The sequence below is a fragment of the Pengzhenrongella sp. genome (assembly GCF_036565025.1).
GTDB lineage: Bacteria > Actinomycetota > Actinomycetes > Actinomycetales > Cellulomonadaceae > Pengzhenrongella.
On sequence record NZ_DATCNW010000232.1, the window covers coordinates 1 to 23,250 of the forward strand.

Annotated in this window: 23 protein-coding genes, 1 tRNA gene and 2 pseudogenes; 11 read left to right on the forward strand and 15 right to left on the reverse strand. The window is 68.7% G+C overall.

Going from position 1 to position 23,250, the window contains the following annotated elements; genetic code table 11:
• The first annotated feature begins 172 nt into the window (after positions 1-172).
• Both VIM26_RS13585 and VIM26_RS13590 read left to right on the forward strand, forming a co-directional pair.
• Positions 173-463: a WXG100 family type VII secretion target gene (locus VIM26_RS13585; RefSeq protein ID WP_331952043.1), complete on the forward strand. Its 291-nt coding sequence runs from the start codon at positions 173-175 to the stop codon at positions 461-463.
• Between the two features lie 119 nt (positions 464-582).
• Positions 583-1,143 carry a GrpB family protein gene (locus VIM26_RS13590; RefSeq protein WP_331952045.1) on the forward strand — a complete coding sequence of 187 codons (561 nt, stop codon included), beginning with the start codon at positions 583-585 and terminating at the stop codon, positions 1,141-1,143.
• A 184-nt stretch (positions 1,144-1,327) separates the two neighbouring features.
• Here the strand turns inward: VIM26_RS13590 and VIM26_RS13595 are convergent, their stop codons facing one another.
• Genes VIM26_RS13595 through VIM26_RS13605 form a run of 3 tightly spaced genes read right to left on the reverse strand, consistent with a single transcriptional unit; the run spans position 1,328 to position 4,332 of the window.
• Positions 1,328-2,149, reverse strand: coding sequence for a glucosamine-6-phosphate deaminase (locus tag VIM26_RS13595; protein WP_331952047.1), 822 nt, complete (start codon positions 2,147-2,149; stop codon positions 1,328-1,330).
• 18 nt (positions 2,150-2,167) lie between these two features.
• Entirely contained in the window at positions 2,168-3,529 is a 1,362-nt protein-coding gene (locus tag VIM26_RS13600) for a 6-phospho-beta-glucosidase (RefSeq protein ID WP_331952049.1), read from the reverse strand.
• Complete coding sequence (locus VIM26_RS13605) at positions 3,526-4,332, reverse strand: DeoR/GlpR family DNA-binding transcription regulator (RefSeq protein ID WP_331952051.1); 807 nt, start codon at positions 4,330-4,332, stop codon at positions 3,526-3,528. Before VIM26_RS13605 ends, VIM26_RS13600 begins: the two co-directional genes overlap by 4 nt.
• 216 nt (positions 4,333-4,548) lie before the next feature.
• On the opposite strand from VIM26_RS13605, the gene VIM26_RS13610 reads away from it, so the two are divergent.
• From VIM26_RS13610 to VIM26_RS13625, 4 genes are read left to right on the forward strand one after another with little or no spacing between them, the layout of a single operon-like run.
• On the forward strand, positions 4,549-5,487 hold the full coding sequence (locus VIM26_RS13610) for a carbohydrate kinase family protein (RefSeq protein ID WP_331952084.1): 939 nt from the start codon (positions 4,549-4,551) through the stop codon (positions 5,485-5,487).
• Entirely contained in the window at positions 5,484-6,854 is a 1,371-nt protein-coding gene (locus VIM26_RS13615; protein ID WP_331952053.1) for an extracellular solute-binding protein, read from the forward strand. The genes VIM26_RS13610 and VIM26_RS13615 overlap by 4 nt, the downstream gene beginning before the upstream one ends.
• 2 nt (positions 6,855-6,856) lie before the next feature.
• A complete protein-coding gene (locus VIM26_RS13620) occupies positions 6,857-7,783 on the forward strand; it encodes a sugar ABC transporter permease (protein WP_331952055.1) in 927 nt (308 codons plus the stop codon).
• Positions 7,780-8,604: a carbohydrate ABC transporter permease gene (locus VIM26_RS13625; protein ID WP_331952057.1), complete on the forward strand. Its 825-nt coding sequence runs from the start codon at positions 7,780-7,782 to the stop codon at positions 8,602-8,604. The genes VIM26_RS13620 and VIM26_RS13625 overlap by 4 nt, the downstream gene beginning before the upstream one ends.
• 54 nt (positions 8,605-8,658) lie before the next feature.
• On the opposite strand, the gene VIM26_RS13630 is transcribed toward VIM26_RS13625, so the two are convergent.
• Positions 8,659-8,919 carry an alpha/beta hydrolase family protein gene (locus VIM26_RS13630; RefSeq protein WP_331952059.1) on the reverse strand — a complete coding sequence of 87 codons (261 nt, stop codon included), beginning with the start codon at positions 8,917-8,919 and terminating at the stop codon, positions 8,659-8,661.
• Positions 8,920-9,171: 252 nt separating this feature from the next.
• Between VIM26_RS13630 and VIM26_RS13635 the strand changes: the two genes are divergently transcribed.
• Entirely contained in the window at positions 9,172-9,444 is a 273-nt protein-coding gene (locus VIM26_RS13635; RefSeq protein WP_331952061.1) for a DUF4031 domain-containing protein, read from the forward strand.
• An 808-nt stretch (positions 9,445-10,252) separates the two neighbouring features.
• Here VIM26_RS13635 and groL read toward each other — a convergent pair.
• The gene (gene groL / locus VIM26_RS13640; RefSeq protein WP_331952063.1) at positions 10,253-11,884 is read right to left on the reverse strand and encodes a chaperonin GroEL; all 1,632 of its coding nucleotides are present in this window, start codon (positions 11,882-11,884) and stop codon (positions 10,253-10,255) included.
• A gap of 402 nt (positions 11,885-12,286) precedes the next feature.
• On the opposite strand from groL, the gene VIM26_RS13645 reads away from it, so the two are divergent.
• Positions 12,287-13,600, forward strand: a complete 1,314-nt coding sequence (locus tag VIM26_RS13645) for a glycoside hydrolase family 15 (RefSeq protein WP_331952065.1) — start codon at positions 12,287-12,289, stop codon at positions 13,598-13,600.
• Here the strand turns inward: VIM26_RS13645 and VIM26_RS13650 are convergent.
• The gene (locus tag VIM26_RS13650; protein WP_331952067.1) at positions 13,588-14,145 is read right to left on the reverse strand and encodes a LytR C-terminal domain-containing protein; all 558 of its coding nucleotides are present in this window, start codon (positions 14,143-14,145) and stop codon (positions 13,588-13,590) included. The two genes, VIM26_RS13645 and VIM26_RS13650, sit on opposite strands and share 13 nt — an antisense overlap.
• A 31-nt stretch (positions 14,146-14,176) precedes the next feature.
• Positions 14,177-14,479, reverse strand: a complete 303-nt coding sequence (locus tag VIM26_RS13655; protein ID WP_331952069.1) for a DUF3263 domain-containing protein — start codon at positions 14,477-14,479, stop codon at positions 14,177-14,179.
• Positions 14,480-14,676: 197 nt separating this feature from the next.
• Here VIM26_RS13655 and VIM26_RS13660 point away from each other — a divergent pair, with 197 nt between their 5' ends.
• Together VIM26_RS13660 and VIM26_RS13665 are read left to right on the forward strand one after the other, a co-directional pair.
• Positions 14,677-15,402: a uracil-DNA glycosylase gene (locus VIM26_RS13660; RefSeq protein ID WP_331952071.1), complete on the forward strand. Its 726-nt coding sequence runs from the start codon at positions 14,677-14,679 to the stop codon at positions 15,400-15,402.
• Positions 15,403-15,418: 16 nt separating this feature from the next.
• Positions 15,419-16,249 carry an SGNH/GDSL hydrolase family protein gene (locus tag VIM26_RS13665; RefSeq protein WP_331952073.1) on the forward strand — a complete coding sequence of 277 codons (831 nt, stop codon included), beginning with the start codon at positions 15,419-15,421 and terminating at the stop codon, positions 16,247-16,249.
• Positions 16,250-16,258: 9 nt separating this feature from the next.
• Here the strand turns inward: VIM26_RS13665 and VIM26_RS13670 are convergent, their stop codons facing one another.
• Positions 16,259-16,459: a hypothetical protein gene (locus VIM26_RS13670; protein WP_331952075.1), complete on the reverse strand. Its 201-nt coding sequence runs from the start codon at positions 16,457-16,459 to the stop codon at positions 16,259-16,261.
• A 336-nt stretch (positions 16,460-16,795) separates the two neighbouring features.
• Here VIM26_RS13670 and VIM26_RS13675 point away from each other — a divergent pair.
• Positions 16,796-17,092: pseudogene (locus tag VIM26_RS13675) on the forward strand (ATP-binding cassette domain-containing protein); the annotation flags it as partial.
• Positions 17,093-17,943: 851 nt separating this feature from the next.
• Here the strand turns inward: VIM26_RS13675 and VIM26_RS13680 are convergent.
• The 7 genes and pseudogenes from VIM26_RS13680 to VIM26_RS13710 all read right to left on the reverse strand — a co-directional run.
• Positions 17,944-19,503, reverse strand: a complete 1,560-nt coding sequence (locus tag VIM26_RS13680) for a glycoside hydrolase family 32 protein (protein ID WP_331952077.1) — start codon at positions 19,501-19,503, stop codon at positions 17,944-17,946.
• The gene (locus VIM26_RS13685) at positions 19,500-19,667 is read right to left on the reverse strand and encodes a hypothetical protein (RefSeq protein ID WP_331952079.1); all 168 of its coding nucleotides are present in this window, start codon (positions 19,665-19,667) and stop codon (positions 19,500-19,502) included. Before VIM26_RS13685 ends, VIM26_RS13680 begins: the two co-directional genes overlap by 4 nt.
• 63 nt (positions 19,668-19,730) lie before the next feature.
• Entirely contained in the window at positions 19,731-20,744 is a 1,014-nt protein-coding gene (locus VIM26_RS13690; protein WP_414696485.1) for a LacI family DNA-binding transcriptional regulator, read from the reverse strand.
• 297 nt (positions 20,745-21,041) lie between these two features.
• Positions 21,042-21,536, reverse strand: coding sequence for a DUF6788 family protein (locus VIM26_RS27085; RefSeq protein WP_414696486.1), 495 nt, complete (start codon positions 21,534-21,536; stop codon positions 21,042-21,044).
• 467 nt (positions 21,537-22,003) lie between these two features.
• A tRNA-Thr gene (locus tag VIM26_RS13700) sits at positions 22,004-22,077 on the reverse strand.
• Between the two features lie 75 nt (positions 22,078-22,152).
• Complete coding sequence (locus VIM26_RS13705; RefSeq protein ID WP_331952081.1) at positions 22,153-22,995, reverse strand: DsbA family protein; 843 nt, start codon at positions 22,993-22,995, stop codon at positions 22,153-22,155.
• A 46-nt stretch (positions 22,996-23,041) separates the two neighbouring features.
• Positions 23,042-23,250: pseudogene (locus tag VIM26_RS13710) on the reverse strand (hypothetical protein); the annotation flags it as partial.

Genomic DNA, 23,250 nt, shown 5'->3' on the forward strand with positions numbered 1-23,250 from the left:
CCCGCCGCCTCCAACGGGGACAGCGGTACGGCACCTGAGCCCGATCGTCCGCGCGAACCGTCCACCGGACCGGCATAGCGATCGCTCGTCCACAGGCCCACCCCGCCCGACGGCGCGGGGCGGGCCTGGTCTCGTAGCGTCACGTTCTCCACCCGAGAACGAGGAGGACGCGATGAGCAGGTACGAGGTCGACAGCGCGCAGGTCGCCCAGGCCGGAGCCGCAGTGCGCGGCTCGACGACGGCGATCCGCACGGAGGTGGCCGCGATGATGCGCCACCTCACCGAGCTGCAGAACAGCTGGCGCGGCGGCGCGGCGACCGCCTTCGGTGCCGTCGTGGCCGACTGGACCGCCACCCAGGCGCGCGTCGAGGAGTCCTTGGATCAGATCACGGTCGCCCTGGGCGCCGCCGCGTCGTCGTACGCCGACGCGGAACAGCAGGCGGCCCGATTGTTCGGCCGGTAGGGCCCGCGGGCGCCTGGGCGGGGCGGGAGGGGCGCGCTGCACGCTCACAATCGCGCCGATGACAGCTTGTTCCTTCGACTGCACGTTGAGATCGCAAGTTGATCTCGTAGATTGCGAGGGTGATCCGAGTAGTCGAGTACGACCCAGCGTGGCCGCGCCGATTCGAGCAGTTGCGGTCTGAGTACGCGGACGCGATGGCGGCTGCCGGGGTGCCCGTGGTGGCCATCGAGCACGTCGGCAGCACGTCGGTGCCAGGCCTCGCTGCCAAGCCGATCATCGACTGCGACATCGTGGTCGCTCCGGACGACGTTCCCGCAGCCTCCGCAACCCTGGTCGGCCTCGGCTTCCGAACTCTTGGCGAGCTCGGCATCCCTGCGCGGTGGGCCTTCAAGGAGCCCAGACGTCTGGCCGGGACCACCACCTACGTCGTCGTCGACGGGTGCCTATCGCTGGGCAACCACCTTGCCGTCAGGAACGTGCTGCGCTCTGATCCGGTCCTGCGAGACGAGTACGCCGCCGTCAAGCGCCGGGTCGGTTTGTCGGCCGGGGACATAGACGAGTACGGCCGCGGCAAGAACGCGACTGTACAGAGGATTCTGGCAGCCGCCGATCTCACCGAGGCCGAGCGGGCGTCCATCGGCGCCGACAAGGTCCCGTCGCACGAAGAGCTGCCGCGCTAGCAACCCACGCACTGAATTGCCGGATCCACCGCAGTGAGTACGGCTCGCTAGGCGTCGCTACCGAGCGCTCGACCGACGCGCCGAGGCCGGTGAGATCGCCTGGGAGAACCGCCACCGCCGACGCCGCCGCCTGCAGGTGCTCTGGCCGGAGCTGCTCGGCGTGGTCAGCGAGGGCAGGTCCCCCTTACACCGGGGTATCGGCCGCGGCCTGGACGGCGCCGATCGGCGCACGTGACACGAGGACCGCAGCGGCGTCGTGCCTGTCGTCTGCACGATCGTTCTCACGGAGCAGGGACGCGGCGTCCTCGTCGAGGTAGAAGGTCACATCCGGGTGCAGTTGGAGAATAGAAGCCGGAGATTCCTCCGTGACGGGTCCCTCGATCGCGTCTCTGACGGCCTCAGCCTTGTGGGATCCGTTCGCCATCACGATGATCGCCAGGGCTTCACAGATTGTTCCGATGCCTTGGCTGACGGCCGCCGAGGGCACGTCGGATGGGGTGGTGAAGAATCGGCTGTTGTCGGCTCGGGTCGACTCCGTCAGGCCCACCACCCGGGTGCGGGAGTCTCGGGGAGAGCCTGGCTCGTTGAAGCCGATGTGGCCGTTGGTTCCGATCCCCAATATCTGCAGGCGGATTCCGCCAGCCTCGCGGATCGCTGAGTCGTAGGCCGCCGCAGTGCGGGTGACAGCCGCTGTGCCTCCCTCCGGAACGAAGACCCGTGAGCGGTCCAAGCGGAGGGGAACTGTCACGTCGCGGTCGATGATGGAGCGGTAGCTCTGCGGGTCGGAGGGGTCGAGTCCCACGTATTCGTCAAGCGCGAAGGCGGTGATTCCGCCTAGGTCAAGGCCATCGGCGACGAGCGTAGTCAGCGCTTCATAGAGGGGCTGCGGTGAACTGCCTGTTGCGATTCCGAGCACTCCGTGGGGTTCGCTGTGGAAGCTGGTGGAAATTTGGGCCGCCGCTGCCCGTGCTGAGGTAGCAGAATCCTTTCGGATGATGACCTTCATCGGTATTCGCCTTCGCGCTTACTTCGTGAGGATCGCTGCGATTTCGGGGATTCGGTCGAGGTAGCCGCTGAGCAGATCGCGCGCGACGGTCACTGAGTCGACGAGGGGGTGCAGGGCCAGTGCCTTGAGTGCCTCGTCCTTCGACCCGGTCGTCGCGGCTGCGATGGTGTGCCGCTCGACGGCCTTGACCTGCTGCATCAGTCCGAGCTGGTGAAGGGTCGGTTGGAGGTCGAGGGCGAGCGGGTGGACCCCGTTGGCGTCGACGGTCGTGGGGAGCTCGACGACGGCGTCGTCGGGCATGCCTGCGATGGCGCCCTGGTTGCGGACATTGAGGATCATCGTGGATCGCTCGTTGCGGCTGATGGCGGCCATGACGCCGAGGGCGACGCCGGCGTAGCCCTGGTGGCTGGGATCGGTCTCGGGCTGCTTCGCCAGCTTCGGGGCTCCCTGTTCGCCGCCTTTGGCCTCCGCCATGTAGCTGGCGCTGCGGGTCGCGACGGTCCGGCGCCAGAGGTCGGCAACTCCGCTGCTGGCCTTGGACGCGCGCGCATAGAAGGCTTCCTGCGTCTCCTTGAGGAAGTCGCCCCGGGTCAGACGGCTGTCGACGATGGAGCGGACGGCGTCCCGGTTGAAGTAGTAGTAGTAGAGGTACTCGTTCGGGATGACGCCGAGGGTGCGTATCCAGTCGATGCCGAAGACGTGGGATTCCTCCATCATGGCGAGCTTCTGGTCGTCGGCCATGAGTTCCGGGAGGATGTCGCGGCCGTCGTACATGACGCGGCGCATCCAGCCGAGGTGGTTGAGGCCCACGTAGTCCATCTGGACGCGCTCGTGGTCGAGCCCCATGAGGCCGGCGACCCGCCGCCCGAGGCCGGACGGGGTGTCGCAGATGCCGAGCACCCGGTCCCCGAGCACGCTCTGCATCGCCTCGGTGATGATGCCGGCGGGGTTGGTGAAGTTGATGAAGTAGGCGTTGGGGGCGAGGTCCTTGACGATCTTGGCCATCTCGACCATGACCGGGACGGTTCGCATCGCATAGGCGAGCCCGCCGGGGCCGGTCGTCTCCTGACCGAGGACGTTGAGGTCGAGGGCGACGTGCTCGTCGCAGCGTCGTCCCTCGAGGCCTGCGACGCGGACGGCGGCGAAGATGAAGTCGCTACCCTCGACCGCCTGGTGCAGGGAGGTGGTCGGGACGAGCTTGGGGGCGTCTGGGAACTCGGCGGCGAACTCGGTCAGGATCGCGACCATCGTGTGCAGGCGCATCTCATCGATGTCGTACAGGGCGATCTCCTCGACACGAGGCGATCCCTGGTCCCTCAGGAGTGCTTGGTAGACATAAGGGGTGCGGAAGCCGCCCCCTCCAAGGATGCAGAGCTTCATACGATCGTGACCTTTCCGCCGGAGTTCCGGCAATGCTCGAGTGCTTCTTCGGGGGCACCTTCGGTGGTGATCAGGACGTCTACGTCGGCGAGAGAGCACACGCGCAGCGCACCGGATCCCGGGAATTTGCTCTTGCTCGCGAGCAGAACGACTTTGACTGAGGCGGCGATCATCGACTGTTTGATGGGCGCCTCGACTGCCATGTTGTCCACGACCTGGCCGTTCTCTCGGACGCCCGTGCAGCTGAGGAACAAGATGTCGGCGCTCACCTGGGTGAGAGCCAACTCCGTCAGCGAGCCGACGAGGGTCCGGTAGTTGCGGCGGACGACTCCGCCGAGCAGGACGAGCCGCACGGCGGTGTCGTCGCGAAGTTCGTCGAACACGGCGAGGTTGCTGGTGATGATCGTGATGTTTCGACCCTTGAGCGCGCGCGCCACAAAGGGAGTCGTCGTGCCGATGTCGAGGATGACGACACTGTCGTCACGGACGAGCGCGGCGGCGGCGGTCGCCATGGCCTGCTTGGCGGCCGCGTCCACTTCCTGGGCGAACGGGCCCTCGAGGTCCGATCCGGGCCCGTCAGCGTTCACGGTCGCACCCGGCCGGAGTACCGCTCCGCCGTAGGTGCGGCTCAACTCACCGTTCGCGTCGAGGATCTGCAGATCTCGGCGGATCGTGGCTTCGCTGACGTCAAGGGCTTCGGCGAGCCCGCGTACGGAGACAGATCCTGCGGACCTCAGGGTGGTGATGATGCGGTCTTGCCGCTGTCTCAGGATCACCTGCCCAGCATAGCCGATCAGATGCAAGAGTTTGCGTGACCCCGAGCAACCAATTGCTCGGGGTTCGACATCGGAGTCGCTGATGGACCCGGTTCTGAAACACTTCGGTCACAAACGGTGTGCATACTGCTTACACTGACGGGAGGGAGTGCCAAAGCCGTCAAACCCGATCAAGGAGCATCCGTGACCCCGCCACCACATGCACCAGGCGACGACCATGTTGACCTGCTGTTCGCCGGCGCCGTGTTCTGCGACATCGTCTTCTCGGGCGTTCCGGTTCCTGCACCGGGCACCGAGGTCTTCGCTGACGCGTTCACGGTCACTCCGGGTGGCACCGCGAATCGCGCCGTGGCCGCGGCGCGTCTCGGGGCGACGACCTCGCTGGTGTCCGAGTTGGGAGATGACCCGCTCGGGGCCTACATCGCCGGTGTCCTCGCGAACGAGGCGAATCTCGACCTGACGTACCTGCGCCGCACCGCCGGCTGGCAGAGCCCCGTCACGACATCACTGACCGGCGCTCACGACCGCAGCTTCATCACGTATCAGGAGCCGGGCCACGATCTCGACTGGCCGGACAACGGCCCGACGGTGGGTGCGACCCACGTGAACGCCGCCGCAGATCTGCCTGCGTGGGTGGCGCGAGTGCGTGCCGACGGCACGACCGTCGTCGGAGGTGTCGGATGGGATTCCACCGGACGGTGGTCGCCGGACCTCCTGCGTCGCTTGGAGAACGTCGACATCTTCGTACCCAACGACGTCGAAGCGATGAAGTACACCCAGACCGACGACCCGATCGCCGCCGCGCGAGAGCTGGGAGGCTACGTCGAGCTGGCCATCGTCACTCGCGGCCCACAGGGTGTCGTCGCCTTCGACAGCGGCAGCGGCACCCTCATCGAAACGCCCGCAATCGCGGTCGACGCCGTCGATCCCACCGGGGCGGGCGATGTGTTCGTGGCGGCGTTCATGGCCTCGCTCCGCACCGACTGGCCACTCGAGACACGGTTGCGGTTCGGCAGTCTCTGCGCATCCCTGTCGGTCCGCACCCTGGGCGGGGCGGCGAGCGCGCCCCGACCCCCCGACATCAGCCGCTACCTCACTGAACGCCAGCCGCAAGGCGACTGGTCTCTGATCGAAGCATGGGCAACCGCCCGAGACAGCTCACGCATCAAGGAGGAAGTATGAGCACGCTCACTCGAAAGCTCCCGGTCATGATGGGGGTGATGGGGGTGGTGGCTTTCGCCGTCACCGGCCTTGCCGCCTGCGCACCGGGCGGCAGCAACCCCGCCCCGAGCGCGAGCCTCGGCTCCGTCTCAAAGACCATCCCCAAGGACAAGATCACGCTGACCGAGTGGGACCAAAACACCGACGGCGGGAGCAGCAAGGCGCAGGGCACGCTCAACAAGGCCTTCGAGGCAAAGTATCCCAACGTCACCATCAAGCGGGTATCTCGCTCGTTCAGCGACTTGAAGACGACGCTGAAGCTCGCCATCTCGGGCAGTAACCCGCCCGACGTCGTGCAGGCGAATCAGGGGTACCCGGACATGGGCGCGTTCGTCAAGGGCGGACTGCTGCGCCCCGTGGACGACTACGCCAAGCTCTACGCCTGGACCTCCTACTACCCGTCCTCCCTGCTGAAGCTCAACACGTTCTCTTCCGACGGCGGCACCTGGCAGGCCGGGAACCTCTACGGCGTGTCGCAGACAGGTGAGCTCGTCGGCGTCTACTACAACAAGAAGGTCCTCGACCAATTGGGTGTCCCCGCTCCGAAAACACTCGCGGACCTGGACGCCGACATGGCCAAGGCCAAGACGGCGAAGGTCCTTCCCCTTTCCTACGGCGACCTTGACAAGAGCCCGGGGATCCATCTCTACGGGGTCGTTCAGGCCGCCATAGCCGGTGCCGACAAGGTCAACAACCTCGTCACAGGTACCAGCGGAAGCTGGACCGACCCGGACAACGTCAAAGCAGCCACGACCATCCAAGGCTGGGCCAAGAACGACTACCTGACCGCCGGATCCGGTGGAGTCTCCCGAGACGACGCACTGGCCACCTTCGCCAAGGGCGGCTGCGCGTTCATGGTCGACGGCACCTGGCAGCAGGCGACGTTGGAGGCTGACATGGGCAAGTCGAACGTCGGCTTCGCCACCCTCACCCCCGAAGGCGCCCCCGCACCGGTGACCGAGGGCGGCGAAGGACTCGCGTGGGCGATCACGTCGAAGGCGAAGCACGCAGACGCTGCTGCCGCCTATATCAACTTCATCACTGACGCGAAGGCCGCCCAAACGCTTCTCGACACGGGGAACCTGCCCGCCGTCCTTCCGAGCGGTTACACCGCACCGAGTGGAACCCTGGCCGCCGACATCACGGACAGCTACACCAAGATCGCGAAGGCGAACACGGTGGTGCCGTACCTCGACTACGCGACCCCAACCTTCTACGACACCCTGACCGCCGGCATGCAGAACCTCGTCGCCGGGCAGACCACTCCGGCGCAGTTCACGGGGAGCTTGCAGACGGACTACGCCGCGTTCACGAAGGGTCGTAGCTGATCGTGACCAGCCGTGCCACCGCACCACCCCAGGCGGGCGCGCCCACGCGGCGCGCCCGCCTGGGGCGGCGGAACCTGCGCGCCTACCTCTACGTGCTGCCGGCATTCGCCGTGTTCGCACTCTTCCTCGGCGTGCCCGCACTGCAGACCCTGCAGTATTCCTTCTTCACCTGGGACGGCATCGGCGTGGCCACGTCGGCAGGGTTCTCGAACTATCTCGAGATCGTGCAGGACCCCGCTCTCAGGAGCGCCTTCCTGCACGCCGCCGTCCTGATGATCTTCTACTCCGCGGTTCCCGTCACCCTCGCCCTCGGGCTGACCATTGTCATCTCGCGCGCCAACGCCATCCGCGGGATGTCGTTCTTCCGCACGGTCCTGTTCCTTCCCCAGGTGATCGCCTCCGTCGTGGTGGCGACCATCTGGGTCTCCATCTACTCCCCGTCCGGGCTCCTCAACGAACTCCTTCGCGGTGTTGGTCTGGATAACCTGGCGCGCGTCTGGCTCGGTGACTACGGGACCGCGCTCATCGCGATCGGCTTCGTCGGCACCTGGTTGAACATCGGTCTCTGTGTGGTCCTCTTCGTCAGCGGCGTGGGAAACATCCCACCGGAACTGTTCGAGGCCGCACGACTGGACGGCGCCGGGCCCATCCGTGAGTTCTTCGGAATCACCCTGCCGGCCCTGCGCGGCCAAGTTGCTGTCGCGTTGACCCTCACCGTCGTCTCCGCGCTGAAAACCTTCGACCTCGTCTACATCACCACCCGAGGCGGCCCCGGAAACAGCACTGCGGTGCCGGCATACGAGGCGTACAACCGTGCGTTCAACACCGGGCAGGTCGGCTCCGCTGCCGCCGTCGCCGTCGTGCTCACCATCGTCATCATGCTGGTGACCGCGGCGATCAACAAGCTGCAGCCGAAGGACGTCTCATGAGAATCTCTCGCCGCGAAAAAGGCGTCAACTACGTCATCCTGTCGTTCTTCGCGCTCTTCGCGCTCCTGCCCCTCGTCGGGGTGCTGTTCTCCTCCGTGCTTCCCCCGAAGACGAACGACGGCGGATTCCACATTCCCACGACCATCGACCTCGGCAACTACACCGCAGCCTGGACCCAGGGACACTTCGCGACCTATATGTTCTCGAGCATCCTCGTGACCATCTCCGTCGTCATCCTCACAGTGGTGCTCAGCGTCCTCGCGGGGTTCGCGTTTGCGCGACTGGATTTCTTCGGCTCGAGCGCGATCTTCTTCATCCTTCTCGGCGGGCTCCTGCTCCCCGCTGAGGCATTCATTATTCCGCTCTACTTCAACCTGCGCAGCATCGGACTCACCGACACCTACGAAGGTTTGATCCTGCCCCAGACGGCACAGTCGGTGGCCTTCGGTGTGTTCTGGATCCGCACACAGTTCCGCGCCTTCCCGAGCGACATCATCGAGGCAGCCCGCGTCGATGGGGCAACAGATTTCCGGCTGCTCTGGCAGATCATCGTGCCCCCATCGATACCCGCGATCATGACGATGTGCGTGCTCGTCGCCATGTGGACCTGGAACGAGTTCCTCATTCCCCTGGTCATGATTGTCGACGATAGCAAACGCACCGCGCCGCTCGGACTAGCGTTCTTCAAGGGTGCACATCTGACGGATTACTCGCTGCTCTCCGCCGGCGGCGTCATCGTCGCTCTGCCCATCGTCATCCTGTACTTCTTCCTCCAGCGCCGCTTCATCAGTGGCATGGTCGGCGGGATCTCCGAGAAGTGATCGCCGCACGATCCGACACGGATGTTCCTCGACCCCAGGCGGGGCCCGCCCACCTCACGGCAGCGCGTTGATCCAGTCGATGAGCCGGTGCGCAGCGACGTCCGTGCGGTAGATCCCCGAGTGGTCGACCCCCCGCACCAGGTCCACGGTGACCTGGTGCCCGCCCGACCGGAGCGCCGCGGCGAACTCGGTCGTGAACTTCACGGGCACGAGGGAGTCGGCCCGGCCGTGCAGCAGGAGTGCCGGAACGCCCGGCCGGCTGAGTCGTCCCGGCCGACGGCGTCGCCCCGGCGACGACGGGCGCGCCAGACGCACCGGGCGCTCCTGCTGGCCCGGGCGTCGTCGTCGGACGCGCGGGGCGGTCGGTCGAGGCGTCCGGGCCGCAGCCGGCGAGCGCCCCGGCGGCAACCAGCGCTATGGCGGCCAACACCGCCGTCGTGCGGGCGCGCCGTGCGGCCCCGCCCCGCAGTCGGCGTGCTGCGAGCGTCTCGTGCATCCGCTGCGGCCGCCCCGCGTCCATCTGCCCACCGTAGGCCTCGCCCGCGGCGATCGGGCTAGCCTCAAGCGATGACCGTCCTTGTCGATCCCCCGCTCTGGCCCAGGCACGGACGACTCTGGAGCCATCTGGTCAGCGACACCTCGCTCGAGGAGCTGCACGCGTTCGCGCTGAACGCCGGCATCCCCGAACGCGGCTTCGACCAGGACCACTACGACGTGCCCGACGAGATGCACGAACGCCTCGTCACGCTCGGCGCCGAGCCGGTCGGCACCCGCGAGCTCATCCGCCGCCTGCGCGCCTCGGGCCTGCGCATCCGAGCCCGCGACCGCAACCACCACTAGCCCCCCAGCCGGCCGTCGCGCGCCCGCCCCATCCCGAGCCGACCAACCGAAACGCTCGGACGTTGCGGGTTTGGGGTGGCTGGACGCAGCAGGGGCGGCCTGATTGCATCGCTGGTTGCAGCGAACGCGCGCCCTGGGGCGTGTTACGCAATCCGTCGAACTTGCCCGAGGTTCGATCCTCCGGTCCGCATCGGTTGTTGCGGTCCCGCCGGTCGCCGTCGCCGTCGCAGACCTCCGAGTTGGCGGAGCTTCGTCGCCTGTCAGCGCGAGGGTCGAATCCGGGGCTGGGTGTATTGCTGGGTGTGTCGAACGTGCACCTGGGGTGCACGTTCGACCCACCCAGCCATACCCCCAGGCTCTTGTGAGGGCGGGCGAGCTCAGTCGAGCAGGCTCTGGCGGATTTCCCGGCGGGTTCGGTCGAGAATTGACCTTCTCTTGACCAAATTCGGACCAAACCCCTCCGGTGGGGATACGAGTGCTGCAGAGTCCGGTCCGGGCCAGTTCTGAGCCCCGAGATGCGGGTTGTTGTTGTGCGGATCGCGGCGACGGCGACAAACGACTCGCATCTCGCGGTCGGCGAATCAGGGGATCGATCCGTTCGGGGTGAGGCGAACGGACTCGGTTCAGATCTGAGCTCGGACGGGATTGCGCAACATCCCCCTGGCGCCCATTCGCTGCAACCAGCGAGGCAACCAGCGACGCAACCACGCTGAGTGCGCCACGTGACGCACAAACGGCGGGCCGGGCACCCGAAGGTGACCGGCCCGCCGTCGTCGTGCTGGGGTAGGTACCCCTGATCAGCGTTCGATCAGAAGTCCATGCCGCCCATGCCGCCGTCGCCGCCGCCACCCTGCGAGGGGGCGTGGCGCTCGGGCTTCTCGGCGATGACTGCCTCGGTGGTGAGGAAGAGCGCGGCGATGGACGCCGCGTTCTGCAGCGCCGAGCGCGTGACCTTGACCGGGTCGTTGACCCCGGCCGCGAGCAGGTCCTCGTACACCCCGGTCGCGGCGTTCAGGCCGTGACCGTTGGGGAGGTTGCGGACCTTCTCCGCCACGACGCCGCCCTCGAGGCCGGCGTTGATCGCGATCTGCTTGAGCGGTGCGTCGATCGCGAGCTGCACGATGCGAGCACCGGTTGCCTCGTCGCCCTCGAGCACGAGGTCGGCGAACGCGAGCTTGCCCGCCTGGATGAGCGCGACGCCACCACCGGCGACGATGCCCTCTTCGACGGCGGCCTTCGCGTTGCGAACGGCGTCCTCGATGCGGTGCTTGCGCTCCTTGAGCTCAACCTCGGTTGCCGCACCGGCCTTGATGACGGCGACGCCACCGGCCAGCTTGGCGAGGCGCTCCTGGAGCTTCTCGCGGTCGTAGTCCGAGTCCGAGTTCTCGATCTCGGCGCGGATCTGGCTGACGCGACCGGCGATCTGGTCGGCCTCGCCGCCACCCTCGATGAGGGTGGTCTCGTCCTTGGTCACGACGGCCTTGCGGACCGTCCCGAGGACCTCGAGGCCAACCGTGTCGAGCTTGAGACCGACGGTCTCGGAGACGACCTGGGCACCCGTGAGGATGGCCATGTCCTGCAGCATCGCCTTGCGGCGATCGCCGAAGCCGGGCGCCTTGACGGCGACCGAGCGGAACGTCCCGCGGATCTTGTTCACGACGAGCGTGGCCAGGGCCTCACCGTCGACGTCCTCGGCGATGATGACCAGCGGCTTGCCGGACTGGATGACCTTCTCCAGCAGTGGCAGCAGGTCCTTGACCGACGAGATCTTCGACTCGACAAGCAGGACGTACGCGTCTTCCAGGACGGCTTCCTGGCGGTCCGGGTCGGTCACGAAGTAACCGGCGAGGTAGCCCTTGTCGAAGCGCATCCCCTCGGTCAGCTCGAGCTCGAGGCCGAGAGCGTTGGACTCCTCGACCGTGATGACGCCTTCCTTGCCGACCTTGTCCATCGCCTCGGCGATGAGGTCACCGATGGAGGAGTCCCCGGCCGAGATGCCCGCAGTCGCGGCGATCTCTTCCTTGGTCTCGATCTCCTTGGCAGCCTTGAGCAGCTGCGCGGTGACGGCCTCGACGGCCTTCTCGATCCCGCGCTTGAGCGCGATCGGGTTGGCGCCGGCGGCGACGTTGCGCAGGCCCTCGCGCACGAGCGCCTGGGCGAGCACGGTGGCGGTGGTGGTTCCGTCGCCAGCGACGTCGTCGGTCTTCTTGGCGACCTCCTTGACGAGCTCGGCCCCGATCTTCTCGAGCGGGTCCTCCAGCTCGATTTCCTTGGCGATGCTCACACCATCGTTCGTGATGGTGGGCGCGCCCCACTTCTTCTCGAGCACGACGTTGCGGCCCTTCGGCCCGAGCGTGACCTTGACGGCGTCGGCGAGGGCATTCATGCCCCGCTCCATGCCGCGGCGTGCCTCCTCGTCGAAGGCAATGATCTTGGCCATCGGTGTGTGTTCCTCCCGCAGTGCTGGGGTGGGCCGGCTGATGCCCGCGACGGACGGCCCGCGTAGCGACGGTCATGTCCCGTCACTGGCGCGCACCTCACCGGTCGGCCCGCTGATTCTGTCACTCTCGTACCGAGAGTGCTAACCCCAATGGTTAGCACTCGACCCCCGAGAGTGCAAGGCCCGACGCTCGATCGCCCGGATTCCGGTACCGGTTTTCGCTCCTGGTGGACGCCCCGGGTACTCTGCCCGATGCCCGCTTTGACCCGAGACGCCTCTTTGCCGCTGCCGCCTTCGGTCCCGTCGGGCCCCTCGGAGCCGTCGGAGAACCCGGCCCCGCAGCCGGGCCGCGACCATCCGCTCGGCGAGCGGACGCCCGCGGCCCGCTGGACACGACGCGCGGTGACCGCCGTCGTCACGCTGACCATGGTCGCCGCTCCCTTTCTGCTGACCGATCCCCGCTCACCGCTCGCGAACGCGAACAAGCCCGAGAACATCCGGCTGTACTCCAACGGGGTCTCGCGCGGCGCCTCGAGGTCCCCGCGGCTGATCCGGGCCGGATCGACCCCGAAGTACCTCCCGGGCAGCCGGGTGCTCGATCCGGGGCCGAGCGATCCCGCCGCGCTCGCCACCGCGCGAGAGCTCGCCAAGGAGTCCCGCGAGTGGCTCGCCGCAGGCACCGTGCCGGGCAAGGGCGGCCCCTACGAGGACATGGCCACCGCCGCGCTGCTCGACATGCGCGCGCTCCTGCTCGACGACGGCGCGTCCGTCGCGGGCTGGTCCTCCCGGTGGCGCTACGTCTGGCCACGGGACTCCTCGTTCGTCGCCGTCGCGATGGCCACCACCGGACACACCGACGAGGCCCTGGAGATCCTGTCGTTCCTGCAGGGCGTGCAGCACCGCAACGGCTCGTTCGAGGCGCGCTACCTGCCCGACGGGTCCGGTCCGCCGGACGACCGCGGCATCCAGGCCGACGGCACCGGCTGGGCGCTGTGGGCGACGCACACCGTGCTGAGCGAGATCGACGACGCCGGCGCCCGCGAGGACGCCGCGGAGCGCCTGCGCCCGATGATCGACCGCTCGACCCGGCACATCCTCAACCTCACCGACCGCGACGGCACGCTGCCGGCCGCGTCGGCCGACTTCTGGGAGGTCGGCGAGTCCCGGGTGACGCTCGGGACCGCGGCGCCGCTGCTGAGCGGGCTCGAAGCGGCGGCGCGGCTGTATCGCGAGCTGGACGAGCCGGCGTCGGCCGATCGCGCCGCCGACCGCGCGAGCGAGCTGCGCACCGCGATCTCACGCGAGTTCGGCCCGCGGTTCGCGCGGTACACCGACGGCCGCACCCCGGACGCCGCGAGCGCGTTCCTGCTGCCGCCCTTCCAGCCCCGGGCGCTGCCCGGATCGCTCACCGCATGGCGCAGCTCGGCACGCGAGATGGCCCGTCCGGCCGGCGGCCTCGCACCCGGCGCGGGCTGGAAGCAGGACGGCATCTCCTGGACGCCGCAGACGTCCCTGTACGGCCTGACCGCCGCCCGCGCGGGGGACACCGAAGCGGCCGAGACCTGGCTCACCTGGATCGACGCGCACCGCACGCCGTCGGGCGCGATCCCGGAGAAGGTGCTCCCGGACGGCTCGCCGGCCGCCGTCGCCCCGCTCTCGTGGAGCTCGGCGTGCGTCGTGCTCGCCGTCGCGCAGCTGGATCGTCAGGGCGTGTAGTCGTCCTCCAGGACGATCTCGACGCCGTCCACGCCGTCGGTCTTCGCGACATTGGTGATCCCGAGCGCGGCGCCGGCCGCGCGGGCCGTGGCCTCGAGATCGGATGAGGAGTAGCGGACCGTCGAGGCGTTCAGCGCGCCGCCGGTGTAGTCCTGCGGCTTGGCCGCCGTCCACCCCGCGTCGGTGAGCTTCTTCGCGGCGGACGCGGCGAGGCCGCTCTTGGTCGTCGCGTTGAACACGACCACCGGCGTGCCGAGCTCGGGAGCACCCGCCGGGGTCGGCGTGGCGGACGGCGTCGCGGCGGGCGTCGCCGCCTTCGTCGCGGCGACCGAGGGCGATGCCGATGCGGTCGGCGCAGCGTCGCGCACATCGGACCAGTAGTTCACGGCGCCGAACGCGAGCACGGGGAACAGGATGATCACCACAAGGAAGGGCCAGGCCCGGCGCCACCGGGAGATCGGCGCCCGGTGCACACCACGCGGGACGGTGCCGGGCTCGACGGCGTCGAACTCATCCTCGGGGTGGTTGTACTGGGCCTTGATCACGGCGGACAGGCTAGCCGGTCCAGCAGTGAAGTCAGGAGTCGACGCCGAGGCGACGTGCCGTGCGGGCCCGCTGACGCGAGGCGCGCATGCGCCGCAGCCGCTTGACCAGCATCGGATCGTGCGCGAGGGCGGAGGGGGAGTCGATCAGTGCGTTGAGGACCTGGTAGTACCTCGTGGCGGACATGTCGAAGAGCTCACGGACCGCCTGCTCCTTGGCGCCGGCGTACTTCCACCACTGCCGCTCGAACGCCAGAACCTGCTGGTCACGCTCCGAGAGGTCCGATTCGAGCCCTGCGTCCGCGTGCTCCCGCACCGCGGTCGACCTGGATTCCATCCGTCCTCCTCCACTCGTCGTGCCTCGCGTCCTGCGCTTGTTCGCTGCGGCCATCGTAGAGGCGAACAACACCCGTGTCATTCCTCGCGGCGTGCCGCGCCGGGCGTTTCGGCCGAGTTGTCCACCCATTGGTCCACGAACAGCCCACGAGCCCGCCGGCCCGTGGTCCGCACCGAAGATCGGTAGCCTCACCCTTCATGCCCCTCACGCCGCTCGCCGACCTCGTCGCACCGGACTGGGCGCGAGCGCTCGAACCGGTCACGGCCCAGCTCACCGCCCTGGACGCGTTCCTGGATGCGGAGACGGTCGCCGGGCGCGGCTACTTTCCGGCTGCGGACAGCGTGCTGCGGGCGTTCACGCGACCCCTCGCGGACGTGCGGGTGCTCATCCTCGGGCAGGACCCGTACCCGATCCCGGGTCACGCAATGGGACTCGCGTTCTCGGTACGACCCGACGTGCGCCCGCTGCCGCGCTCGCTGGCGAACATCTTCACCGAGCTCTCCGCCGACGTCGGCGCCCCGACACCGGCCACGGGTGACCTGTCCCCCTGGGCGGACCGCGGCGTCATGCTGCTGAACCGGGTACTGACCGTGCAGCCGACCCTCGCGGGCTCGCACCGCCGCCGGGGGTGGGAGGCCGTGACGGACCGCGCGATCGCGGCGCTCGTCGAGCGCGGCGGCCCGCTCGTGGCCGTGCTGTGGGGCAAGGACGCGCAGTCCGTCGCGCCCGGGCTCGGCAGCACGCCGGTCGTGGCCGGCCCGCACCCGAGCCCGTTGTCCGCGCGATTGGGATTCTTCGGTTCGCGGCCGTTCTCCAGGGTCAATGCCCTGCTGGTCGCGCAGGGCGCCGAACCGATCGACTTCACTCTGCCCGCGTCGGTGCCCATGTCCCCGCCGGCATCCCCGCGCGCGCCCGGGCAGTGAGGTCCAGACTGAGCCGATGACCGACACCGGCCCCGACGAGGTCCCGCGCTGGACCCGCTACGTGGCCATCGGCGACTCGTTCACCGAAGGCCTCTGGGACCTCGACCCCGACGACGAGGCCCGCTGCCGCGGCTGGGCGGACATCCTCGCGGCGCGGATCTCCAGCCGGCGCACGGAGGCCGGCGAGGCGCCGCTCGAGTACGCGAATCTCGCCATCCGCGGCAAGCTGCTGCGGCCGATCCTGCTCGAACAGCTGCCCACCGCGTTCGGGTTGGAACCGGATCTCGTCTCCCTCATCGGCGGCGGGAACGACATCCTGCGCGCGACGGCGGACGTCGACAAGCTCGCGCGAGGCCTCGAGGCCGCCGTCGTGCGGCTGCGCGCCCGCGGGACCGACGTGCTGCTCTCCACCGGCATGGACTCCTCCGACAGCACGCTCGTGCGCCACACCCGCAACCGCGTCGGGGTCTACAACTCCCACGTCTGGTCGATCGCCCGCCGACACGGTGCACACGTGCTGGACCTGTGGGGGATGCACTCGCTGCGCGACGTCCGCATGTGGTCCGACGACCGGATCCACCTGACCAGCGAGGGCCACGCCCGGGTGGCGCAGGCCGCCCTGGTCGCCCTGGGCCTCGCGCCCGACGACGCGGCGTGGGACGACCCGCTCATCCCGCTCCCCCCGGTGCCGAGGCTCGAGCGGGCGATGGCCGACGCCGCGTGGGTGCGCGAGTACCTCTACCCCTGGGCCACGCGCCGGTTCCGCGGCCGGTCGAGCGGGGACCTGCGGCTGCCGAAACGGCCCGAGCTCGGACCGGTCGAGGGCCCGGCGCGGTCGGCGCTCTGAAACCTGGATCTAGCCCTTGACCAGCCGTAGCTTCGGGCGGCGGACCTCGTCCGCGATCGGCTTGGCCATGGCCAGCTGCGCGTACTCCTCGCAGAGATCCGAGACGCTCTCGTTGGAAGCGTCGGAGATCCAGGCCGCCAGCCACCGGGCTTTCGCCAGCCGGATGTCCGTGCTCGTGACGTCGATGCGGAACCCGTGGTCGAGAGACATGCTGCACCCCAGAAGAGTCTCTTGAGGCCTCTTCCTGACCGCCCTTCATAGTGCCACCAAGAGCGGGAAAAGTGGTACCCCAGTCAGGGTGATAACCACACCAACGGCACCCCACGGCGAGGTTGAGCGGACAAGCGACCAACCAGTCCAGTGGACTGTCGACTACTGGGTTCACGCGAAGACTGGGCGCTCCCCGTTCGAGGCGTGGTTCGGAGAAACTCAACCCGTACGAGCAGGCCGTAGTGAGCGGAGTCATCGAGAAGATCCTGAAGCCCCAAGGGATCGACATCTGCGATACCGAGTCCGCAGGAGCCGGTCTTCGCGCCCGGCGCGACCGTGGGCGCCGTCCTTGACCAGGCACTGGCTCCGTTGCACGAGGCAGTCCGCTGTGTTGAGCGGCTCGGAACTGCCCTCGCACCAGGCGGCCACGCGCAGCCATACATCGATGCGCTGGCCTGGGCTGAGGACCACGACGCCTGGGACGCCGACCGGCGCGCCGACCTCGCAGCCGAACGTCTGGGTGTCGTTCATTTCGACCGCACACGCAACGTCGAGACCCTGTGCGGTGGTGAACGCAGCAGGGTCGCGATGGCTGCCGTTCTGACCCGCAGGCCAGGGTGCCTGCTGCTCGACGAGCCAACCAACCACCTCGATGACACGGCCGTCGATCTCGTGGAGCAGATGTGCATCGACCTGCCTGGGGTCATCGTTGTGGCGAGCCATGACCGAGTCTTCCTCGACCGCGTCTGTACCCACTTGGTCGACCTCGACCCAGCTGCGCTCGGGACGGACGGCGAGGGAGGCAACCGCTTCTCTGGGGGCTTCACCGACTACCTGCGGGTCAAGGCCTCGGCTCGGGCTCGATGGCAGCAGGCCTACGAGGAGCAACAGATCGAACTTGCCAGGCTTCGGGCCGCAACTCGTGTGAACCACCGCGACGTAGCACCTGGGCGCGGGCCGCGTGACAACGACACGTTCGTCACGAAGTTCAAGGGCGCGCGCGTTGATCGCACGGTCGCCCGTCGGATCCACGACGCGGAGCGCCGGCTCGAGGTCGCCGAGCGTGAGGCTGTGCCACGACCGTCGGACCCGCTGCACATGCGGGCGACGCTGACAGACTCAGGCAGTGCGGTGGAGGTCAGCGGTCTGCACGTGACCGACCGCTTGACGCTCGATGCGCTCTCACTCGGCAAAGGGAGCCGACTGCTCGTCGACGGGGCAACGGCAGCGGCAAGTCGACCCTGCTTCAGGTCCTTGCTGGGCGATTGCGTCCCAACGCTGGCAGCGTCACGGTGACGGGCCGAGTGGGTCTGCTTGAGCAAGACACCCGCTTCGCAGATCCCAGCGCGACGGCGCGCGCGGTATACGCCCTGGCCGTCGGTGCATGGCGGGCCGAGGAGTTCGGCGCTGCGGTCAGCCGAGCGGACCCACCATTGCGTCAACAACCGGCGCGTAGGAGTCCAGTCCGCTCGTGCCGCCCTGGGTCACGGCTCCGGCCAGAGAGGCCGCGGGCCGTTCCAGATGCTCTCCATCCGCCACGCTTCCAGCGAGCAGGACGGGGCCGCTGTGTTCGGTCCGGCCGCCGGACCGGCGCACGTGCGCACCCAGGTCCCGACGGCGTCCGGCCGCGTCGGGTAGAGGCGCGCGGTCAAGGGCCTGCCACCAGCGAAGATCTCGAGCGCCGAGTGGTCCACGAGCACCCGTAGGTCCACTCGTCCGTCGGCGTCGAGCGGTACGTCACCACCGAGACCGACCGCATCCACGTCGGGATCCAGGCTCGAGCGAGACCGGTCCAGCCGGAGACGAGCCACCGGCTCCGCGGTCTCGCGCTCGAGCGTGACGACCGTCTGCTCCACGCCGTCAGATGTCGCCCGCACACCGAGCTCGAGCCGGGCACCGACGGGAAGGTGGATGTCGAGCACCAGGTCGAGCTGGTCTCCTGCCACGTGTTCGAGCCAGCACGGGGCCCGCCCCGAGGTGGAGCCGTCGACGGGTCCCGCGTGTAGGCGCGCGCCGCGTAGCGTCGCGACCTCCGTGGCGGGCGCGAGCGAGAGCGCGCCGCTGCTGTCGAGGGTCACCTCGCGAGGCAGCGACATGGCACCGGACCAGCCTGCAGCAGCCGTCGCGGCGTCACCGCGGGCCTCCTGCAACCAGGCGAACATGATGCGTCGTCCGTCGTCGTCCTGCACGGACTGCGGGGCGTAGAAATGCCGGAGCCCGTAGTCGAGATGGCGCGCGGGACCGTCCGGGACGAACGTTGAGCCGTCGCGACGGCCGGTGAGGTAGACCGGGTACAGCGTGACCCCGTCGTCCCAGGCCGAGAAGACGACGACATCTGTGCCGTCGAGCGTGAACAGGTCGACGCACTCCCACATCGTGCCCGTCCACACGGGCTCGGTGCTCGAGGCGTCTCCGACGACGAGCGGCCCCGTGTACGTCCACTCGCGTAGGTCGGCGGACGTGTAATGCAGGGGGGCGCCGCCCACCCCGCGGATCCCGGACCCGATGACCTGGTGCCACCTGCCGTCTTCGAGCCACACGCCGTGATCCCGGAAGGCCGTGGCGTCCACGCCCTCGGGCGGGCCGGCCACCACGGGGTTGGCGGGGTCCTTGGTCCACGTGCGCAGGTCGGGTGAGCCGGTGGCGAGGCACGCGACCTCGTATTCTCCGCTGTGCCCCGAGTACACGAGCGTGGGAACGCCGCCGTCGTCCACGAGCACCCCCGACCAGCACCCCTCGGCGTCGGGCCCCTCGGAGGGGACGAGGGCAACGGGTTCGTCGCGCCAGCGCACCAGATCGGTGCTCGTGACGTGGCCCCAGTGGATGAGGGAGTGGACCGGCGCGTGCGGGTTGTACTGGTAGAACAGGTGGAAGGTCCCGTCCCAACGGGCCATGCCGTTGGGATCGTTGAGCCACCCTCCCGGCGGGACGAGGTGGTACCCGGGACGTTGCGGGTCCTCCCACGTCGCGATCGAAAGGTCGACGCCACGCGTCGAGGCCGGGGCCCCCAGGTGGTCCTCCACCTGCGCGGTCACCCGGTTCACCGGTGTCTCGTGAGTGGGGTGTCGTCCTGCGGGCGTACCCGCGAGCGCACCCAGTGGCCGTCGTCGGACTCCTGGTAGGTCACGGCGCAGCCGGTCAGGGCGAGCGTAACGACCGCGACGAGTGCGGTCAGCGCGGTCCAGCGCTTGGTACGTCGGAGGTTCATGCGAGTAAGGCCTCTCTTCTTCGTTGAACGTGAGGTAACGCTCGGTGCTCCGTGCACCGCCGGTCAGACGGATGCCCGCTGAACGAGCGGGCACGCGATCTGGACGCCGACGGGCGATGGAAAGGTGGCGGTCGGGTTCGCGGTGAGCAGGTCGACGGCGCGGGCGCCCATCTCCTGGAACGGCAGGGCGACGGTGGTCAGCTTGGGACGCAGGTAGCCGGCGATAATCTCCTGGTTGTCGAAGCCGACCAGCGCGACATCCTGGGGGATGCGCATGCCCCGCTCCTTGACGGCGTCATACGCACCCATCGCCATGCGGTCGTTGCCGCAGAAGATCGCCGTGGGTGGGTGAGGCAGGTTCAGGAGCTCACGTGCGCGGTCGTAGCCGCCGTCCGCGGTCGCATGCCCCGAGACCACGAGCGTCGGGTCGACCTCGACGCCGGCTTCCTCGAGCGCGCGCTCGTAGCCGGCACGTCGACCGATCGCTGCCGGGATGTCTTGGTCGAGATTGATGAAGGCCACGCGACGGTGGCCGGCCGCAATCAGGTGCTCGGTCGCCAGGCGACCGCCCTCGACCTCGTCGGGCACGAACGACGGGTAGTCCCCCCGGGCATCGAAGCAGTTGACGAGGACCGTCGGCACCTCGTGCGCGCTCGCGGGGAGCTGGACCTCTCGGTGCCAGGTCGTCGCGTAGAGGATCCCTTCCACCTGGCGCTCGAGCATCATCTCGAAGGCGGCGTCCTCGATGTCGGTATCGCCTTCCGAACTGACGATGAGCAGCAGCTTGCCCTTGTTCCAGGCCCTGGCTTGGGCTCCCGCGATGATCTCTCCGGCGAACGGCGAGGTCGCGATCTCGGTCACGAGGCCGATCAGATTGGTGCGTCGAGAGGCGAGGGACGTGGCGGCCGCGTTCGGCCGATACCCGAGTTCGCGCACGGCATCCCACACCCGGTCACGCGTCGGCTGAGGGATGTTTGCGTCTGGCCGACCGCTGAGCACGAACGACACCGTGGTCCGGCTTAGTCCGAGTTGGGAGGCGACATCGCCCATCGTGACTCTCGCGGTCTCGCGGGTCATCGTCGACCTTTCGACTGTCGCGCGTTACTAACGCGCGTTACTTGGGATGTCGAGAAGGTAGCGCCCTGTCTGTCGAAGTGTCAAGGGGCAGAATCTGCGCACAATCTCGTCCCGCACCGGAGCTGGCGGTGTCGTTCGGGGCGGCACCCGGGCGGCACCCGGCGCCGTCGGTCGGCCGAGTCGATGAGCGAGCGGGGCATGGAGGCACCGCCTCGGACTTTAGGCATTGATGGCGGTATGTGGTTGTTTGTGGTGATCTGACCGGACGTTCCGCATTCCCGGGGACAATATGCGCCCTCACTGACTCAGGGTTGGGGTCTGGTGGTTCGGGGACGCTGGGTGGGTCGTGAGCCCTGGGAGGTTCGGCTGAGGATGAGGTCGGCCGCGCGGCGTGAGATCTGGTCCATCTGGTCGAGTGTCAAGTCTGCGGCAGTTCCTGATCCATTCGCGGTAGCGCTCGGCCTCGTCACCGTTGAGCCGTCGGGTGAGGGTCTTGCCGGCGAGCTTGCGGGTGTACTGGAAGTACGGCCCGTGCGGGGCTTGTGGGTCGCTGTGGCACCGGCACGTGGGGGTGGCGCAGAGGGTGTAGCGCTCGATCACGCTGCCGGGGGCGACTCGGGATGGCGAAACCTGGACTCGGGCGTGCCTATGGGTGGTAGCGGGTGGTTTCCGTCCCGCGGGAAGGGACGCTGAGGGCGGCCCGGTGTGCGATGGCGGCCGAGATGACAAGGACGACGATGAGGACCCCGAAAATGGCGTGGCCGGTGGTCTCGACGGGTAGCCGTGCGTCAACCCCGAACGGGGGCACCAACCGACTCACCGAGCGCGCGTCCCACGTGCGCAGTTGCTCGTAGCGCCCCGCCGTGGGCGCGAGTGCCCCAATTACGCCGCGCCCCCTGGCCGACCCGGACGTGCTCCGTCAGACGACCCCGCACCGGGCTCTCATTCGACCCCGCAGCGTTCCGGCGCACCTCTGGTAGCTGTCCCTGCCGGCCTCGGCGGTGGTGGCGTCCCGGTCCGCGGCGCCGCTGGGGTCGCCGTTCGGCGAAGACAGCGCCGAGACCGCTCGCGCTCCCTGCGCCCGTCCGACCAGTCGGCGGTTGAAGTCACCGAACGCCCCGACACCGCCGCTCCCGGACGCCGACGTCCGGTCCCGTTCGCGGCGAGATCGTTCCCGAAAAGGTACCCGCGGCCCGAAAAACGTCGTCTGGGGCTTGCTAGAATGGTCCCCAGCAAGCCCCTGAACTGCGGATATACAGAGCCTCCTATCGGATTCGAACCGATGACCCCCTGTTTACAAGACAGGTGCTCTGGCCAACTGAGCTAAGGAGGCGGGCGCGCCGCGGGCGCCCGGTGAACCGGGTCCGGCGATGCCGACCCAGCCTACCGAGCGCCCGGGGGTGGTGCGTCAGCCGTTCGCGGCCTTGATCGCCGCCTCGAGCGGGCCGGCGACCAGCAGGTTCAGGCTGTCGGGCGTCTTCGTGCCGTTGATGAACACAGTGGGAGTGCCGGACACGCCGTCGAGGGTGCCCTGCTTGGTGGCCGCCTGGACCCAGGTCGTGAACTTGCCGCCCTTGTCGAAGAGCTTGTTGGCGACGGCCTTCGGGACCTCGGCCTTGACCGCGAGCGCCTCGATCTCCTTGTTGGACAGGCCCGTGCTGTTCTCCGTGGGCTGGTTCGCGTACAGCGCCTCGCTGAACGCGACGAAGTGCTTCGGGTCCGCGTCGGCGACGTAGGCCGCGGCCTGGGCGGAGCGCGTGGAGTACTGCGTGTTCTGGGAGAGCCGGTCCAGGATCGAGATGGGGTGGTACTCCAGGGTGATGTCGCCGGACTTCACCAGCGCATCGAGCGGGGCCTCGTTCGCCTTCTCGAAGTTCCCGCAGACCGGGCACATGTAGTCGTAGTAGACCGCGACCGTGGCCGCGGTCTTGCCGGCAGCGGTCTTGCCGGACGTGGTCCCGGCGGCGCCCTCCTTGCCGACGGGGATGCCACCGTTGGTGACCGCGGTAGCCGGCGCTGTCACGCCCTTGAGCGGTGTCTTCGGGTCCAGGGCGGCCGGGGCAGGCGTCCGCTGGGCGAAGATCATCACGATCACGAACGCGAGCAGCCCCAGGGCGACGACGAGCCCCGAGATGGACAGGATGCGGGTGCGTCTGGCGCGCTTCTCCTGCACGGCGCGCATCTCGGCGGCTTTCTGACGGGCGGCGTCGCGCTGCTGCGCCTTGGGCACGCGCGGGGTGTTGCTGGGCATGGGTTACTTCCTCGGATCACGGTGTGGTGGGGGCGTTCGGGGCCGATCAGGCAGCGCAGCACGCCGGCGGGCCGCGGTCGGGGTGCCGGACGGCGAGCACCCGCGTCACCGGGACGGCCAGGTCGCGCCCGACGGCGAGCGCGGCCCGCACCCAGGGCGCGCGCGGCGCCCCCGGCAGGCTGCGCAGCGCGGCACCGAGCAGCCCGCCGATGCCCGACGCCGCCCGGGCCAGCAGCGCGCTCGCGCTCACCCCGC

Bases quoted from the DNA above. Each gene is read 5' to 3' on its own strand.
- VIM26_RS13660 (WP_331952071.1), top strand. From the start codon at position 14,677: ATGCCCCTCACGCCGCTCGCCGACCTCGTCGCACCGGACTGGGCGCGA.
- VIM26_RS13635 (WP_331952061.1), top strand. From the start codon at position 9,172: ATGACCGTCCTTGTCGATCCCCCGCTCTGGCCCAGGCACGGACGACTC.
- VIM26_RS13670 (WP_331952075.1), bottom strand. From the start codon at position 16,459: ATGTCTCTCGACCACGGGTTCCGCATCGACGTCACGAGCACGGACATC.
- VIM26_RS13655 (WP_331952069.1), bottom strand. From the start codon at position 14,479: ATGGAATCCAGGTCGACCGCGGTGCGGGAGCACGCGGACGCAGGGCTC.
- VIM26_RS13600 (WP_331952049.1), bottom strand. From the start codon at position 3,529: ATGAAGCTCTGCATCCTTGGAGGGGGCGGCTTCCGCACCCCTTATGTC.
- VIM26_RS13665 (WP_331952073.1), top strand. From the start codon at position 15,419: ATGACCGACACCGGCCCCGACGAGGTCCCGCGCTGGACCCGCTACGTG.
- VIM26_RS13685 (WP_331952079.1), bottom strand. From the start codon at position 19,667: ATGAACCTCCGACGTACCAAGCGCTGGACCGCGCTGACCGCACTCGTC.
- VIM26_RS13625 (WP_331952057.1), top strand. From the start codon at position 7,780: ATGAGAATCTCTCGCCGCGAAAAAGGCGTCAACTACGTCATCCTGTCG.
- groL (WP_331952063.1), bottom strand. From the start codon at position 11,884: ATGGCCAAGATCATTGCCTTCGACGAGGAGGCACGCCGCGGCATGGAG.
- VIM26_RS13615 (WP_331952053.1), top strand. From the start codon at position 5,484: ATGAGCACGCTCACTCGAAAGCTCCCGGTCATGATGGGGGTGATGGGG.
- VIM26_RS13595 (WP_331952047.1), bottom strand. From the start codon at position 2,149: ATGAAGGTCATCATCCGAAAGGATTCTGCTACCTCAGCACGGGCAGCG.
- VIM26_RS13690 (WP_414696485.1), bottom strand. From the start codon at position 20,744: ATGACCCGCGAGACCGCGAGAGTCACGATGGGCGATGTCGCCTCCCAA.
- VIM26_RS13705 (WP_331952081.1), bottom strand. From the start codon at position 22,995: ATGCCCAGCAACACCCCGCGCGTGCCCAAGGCGCAGCAGCGCGACGCC.
- VIM26_RS13585 (WP_331952043.1), top strand. From the start codon at position 173: ATGAGCAGGTACGAGGTCGACAGCGCGCAGGTCGCCCAGGCCGGAGCC.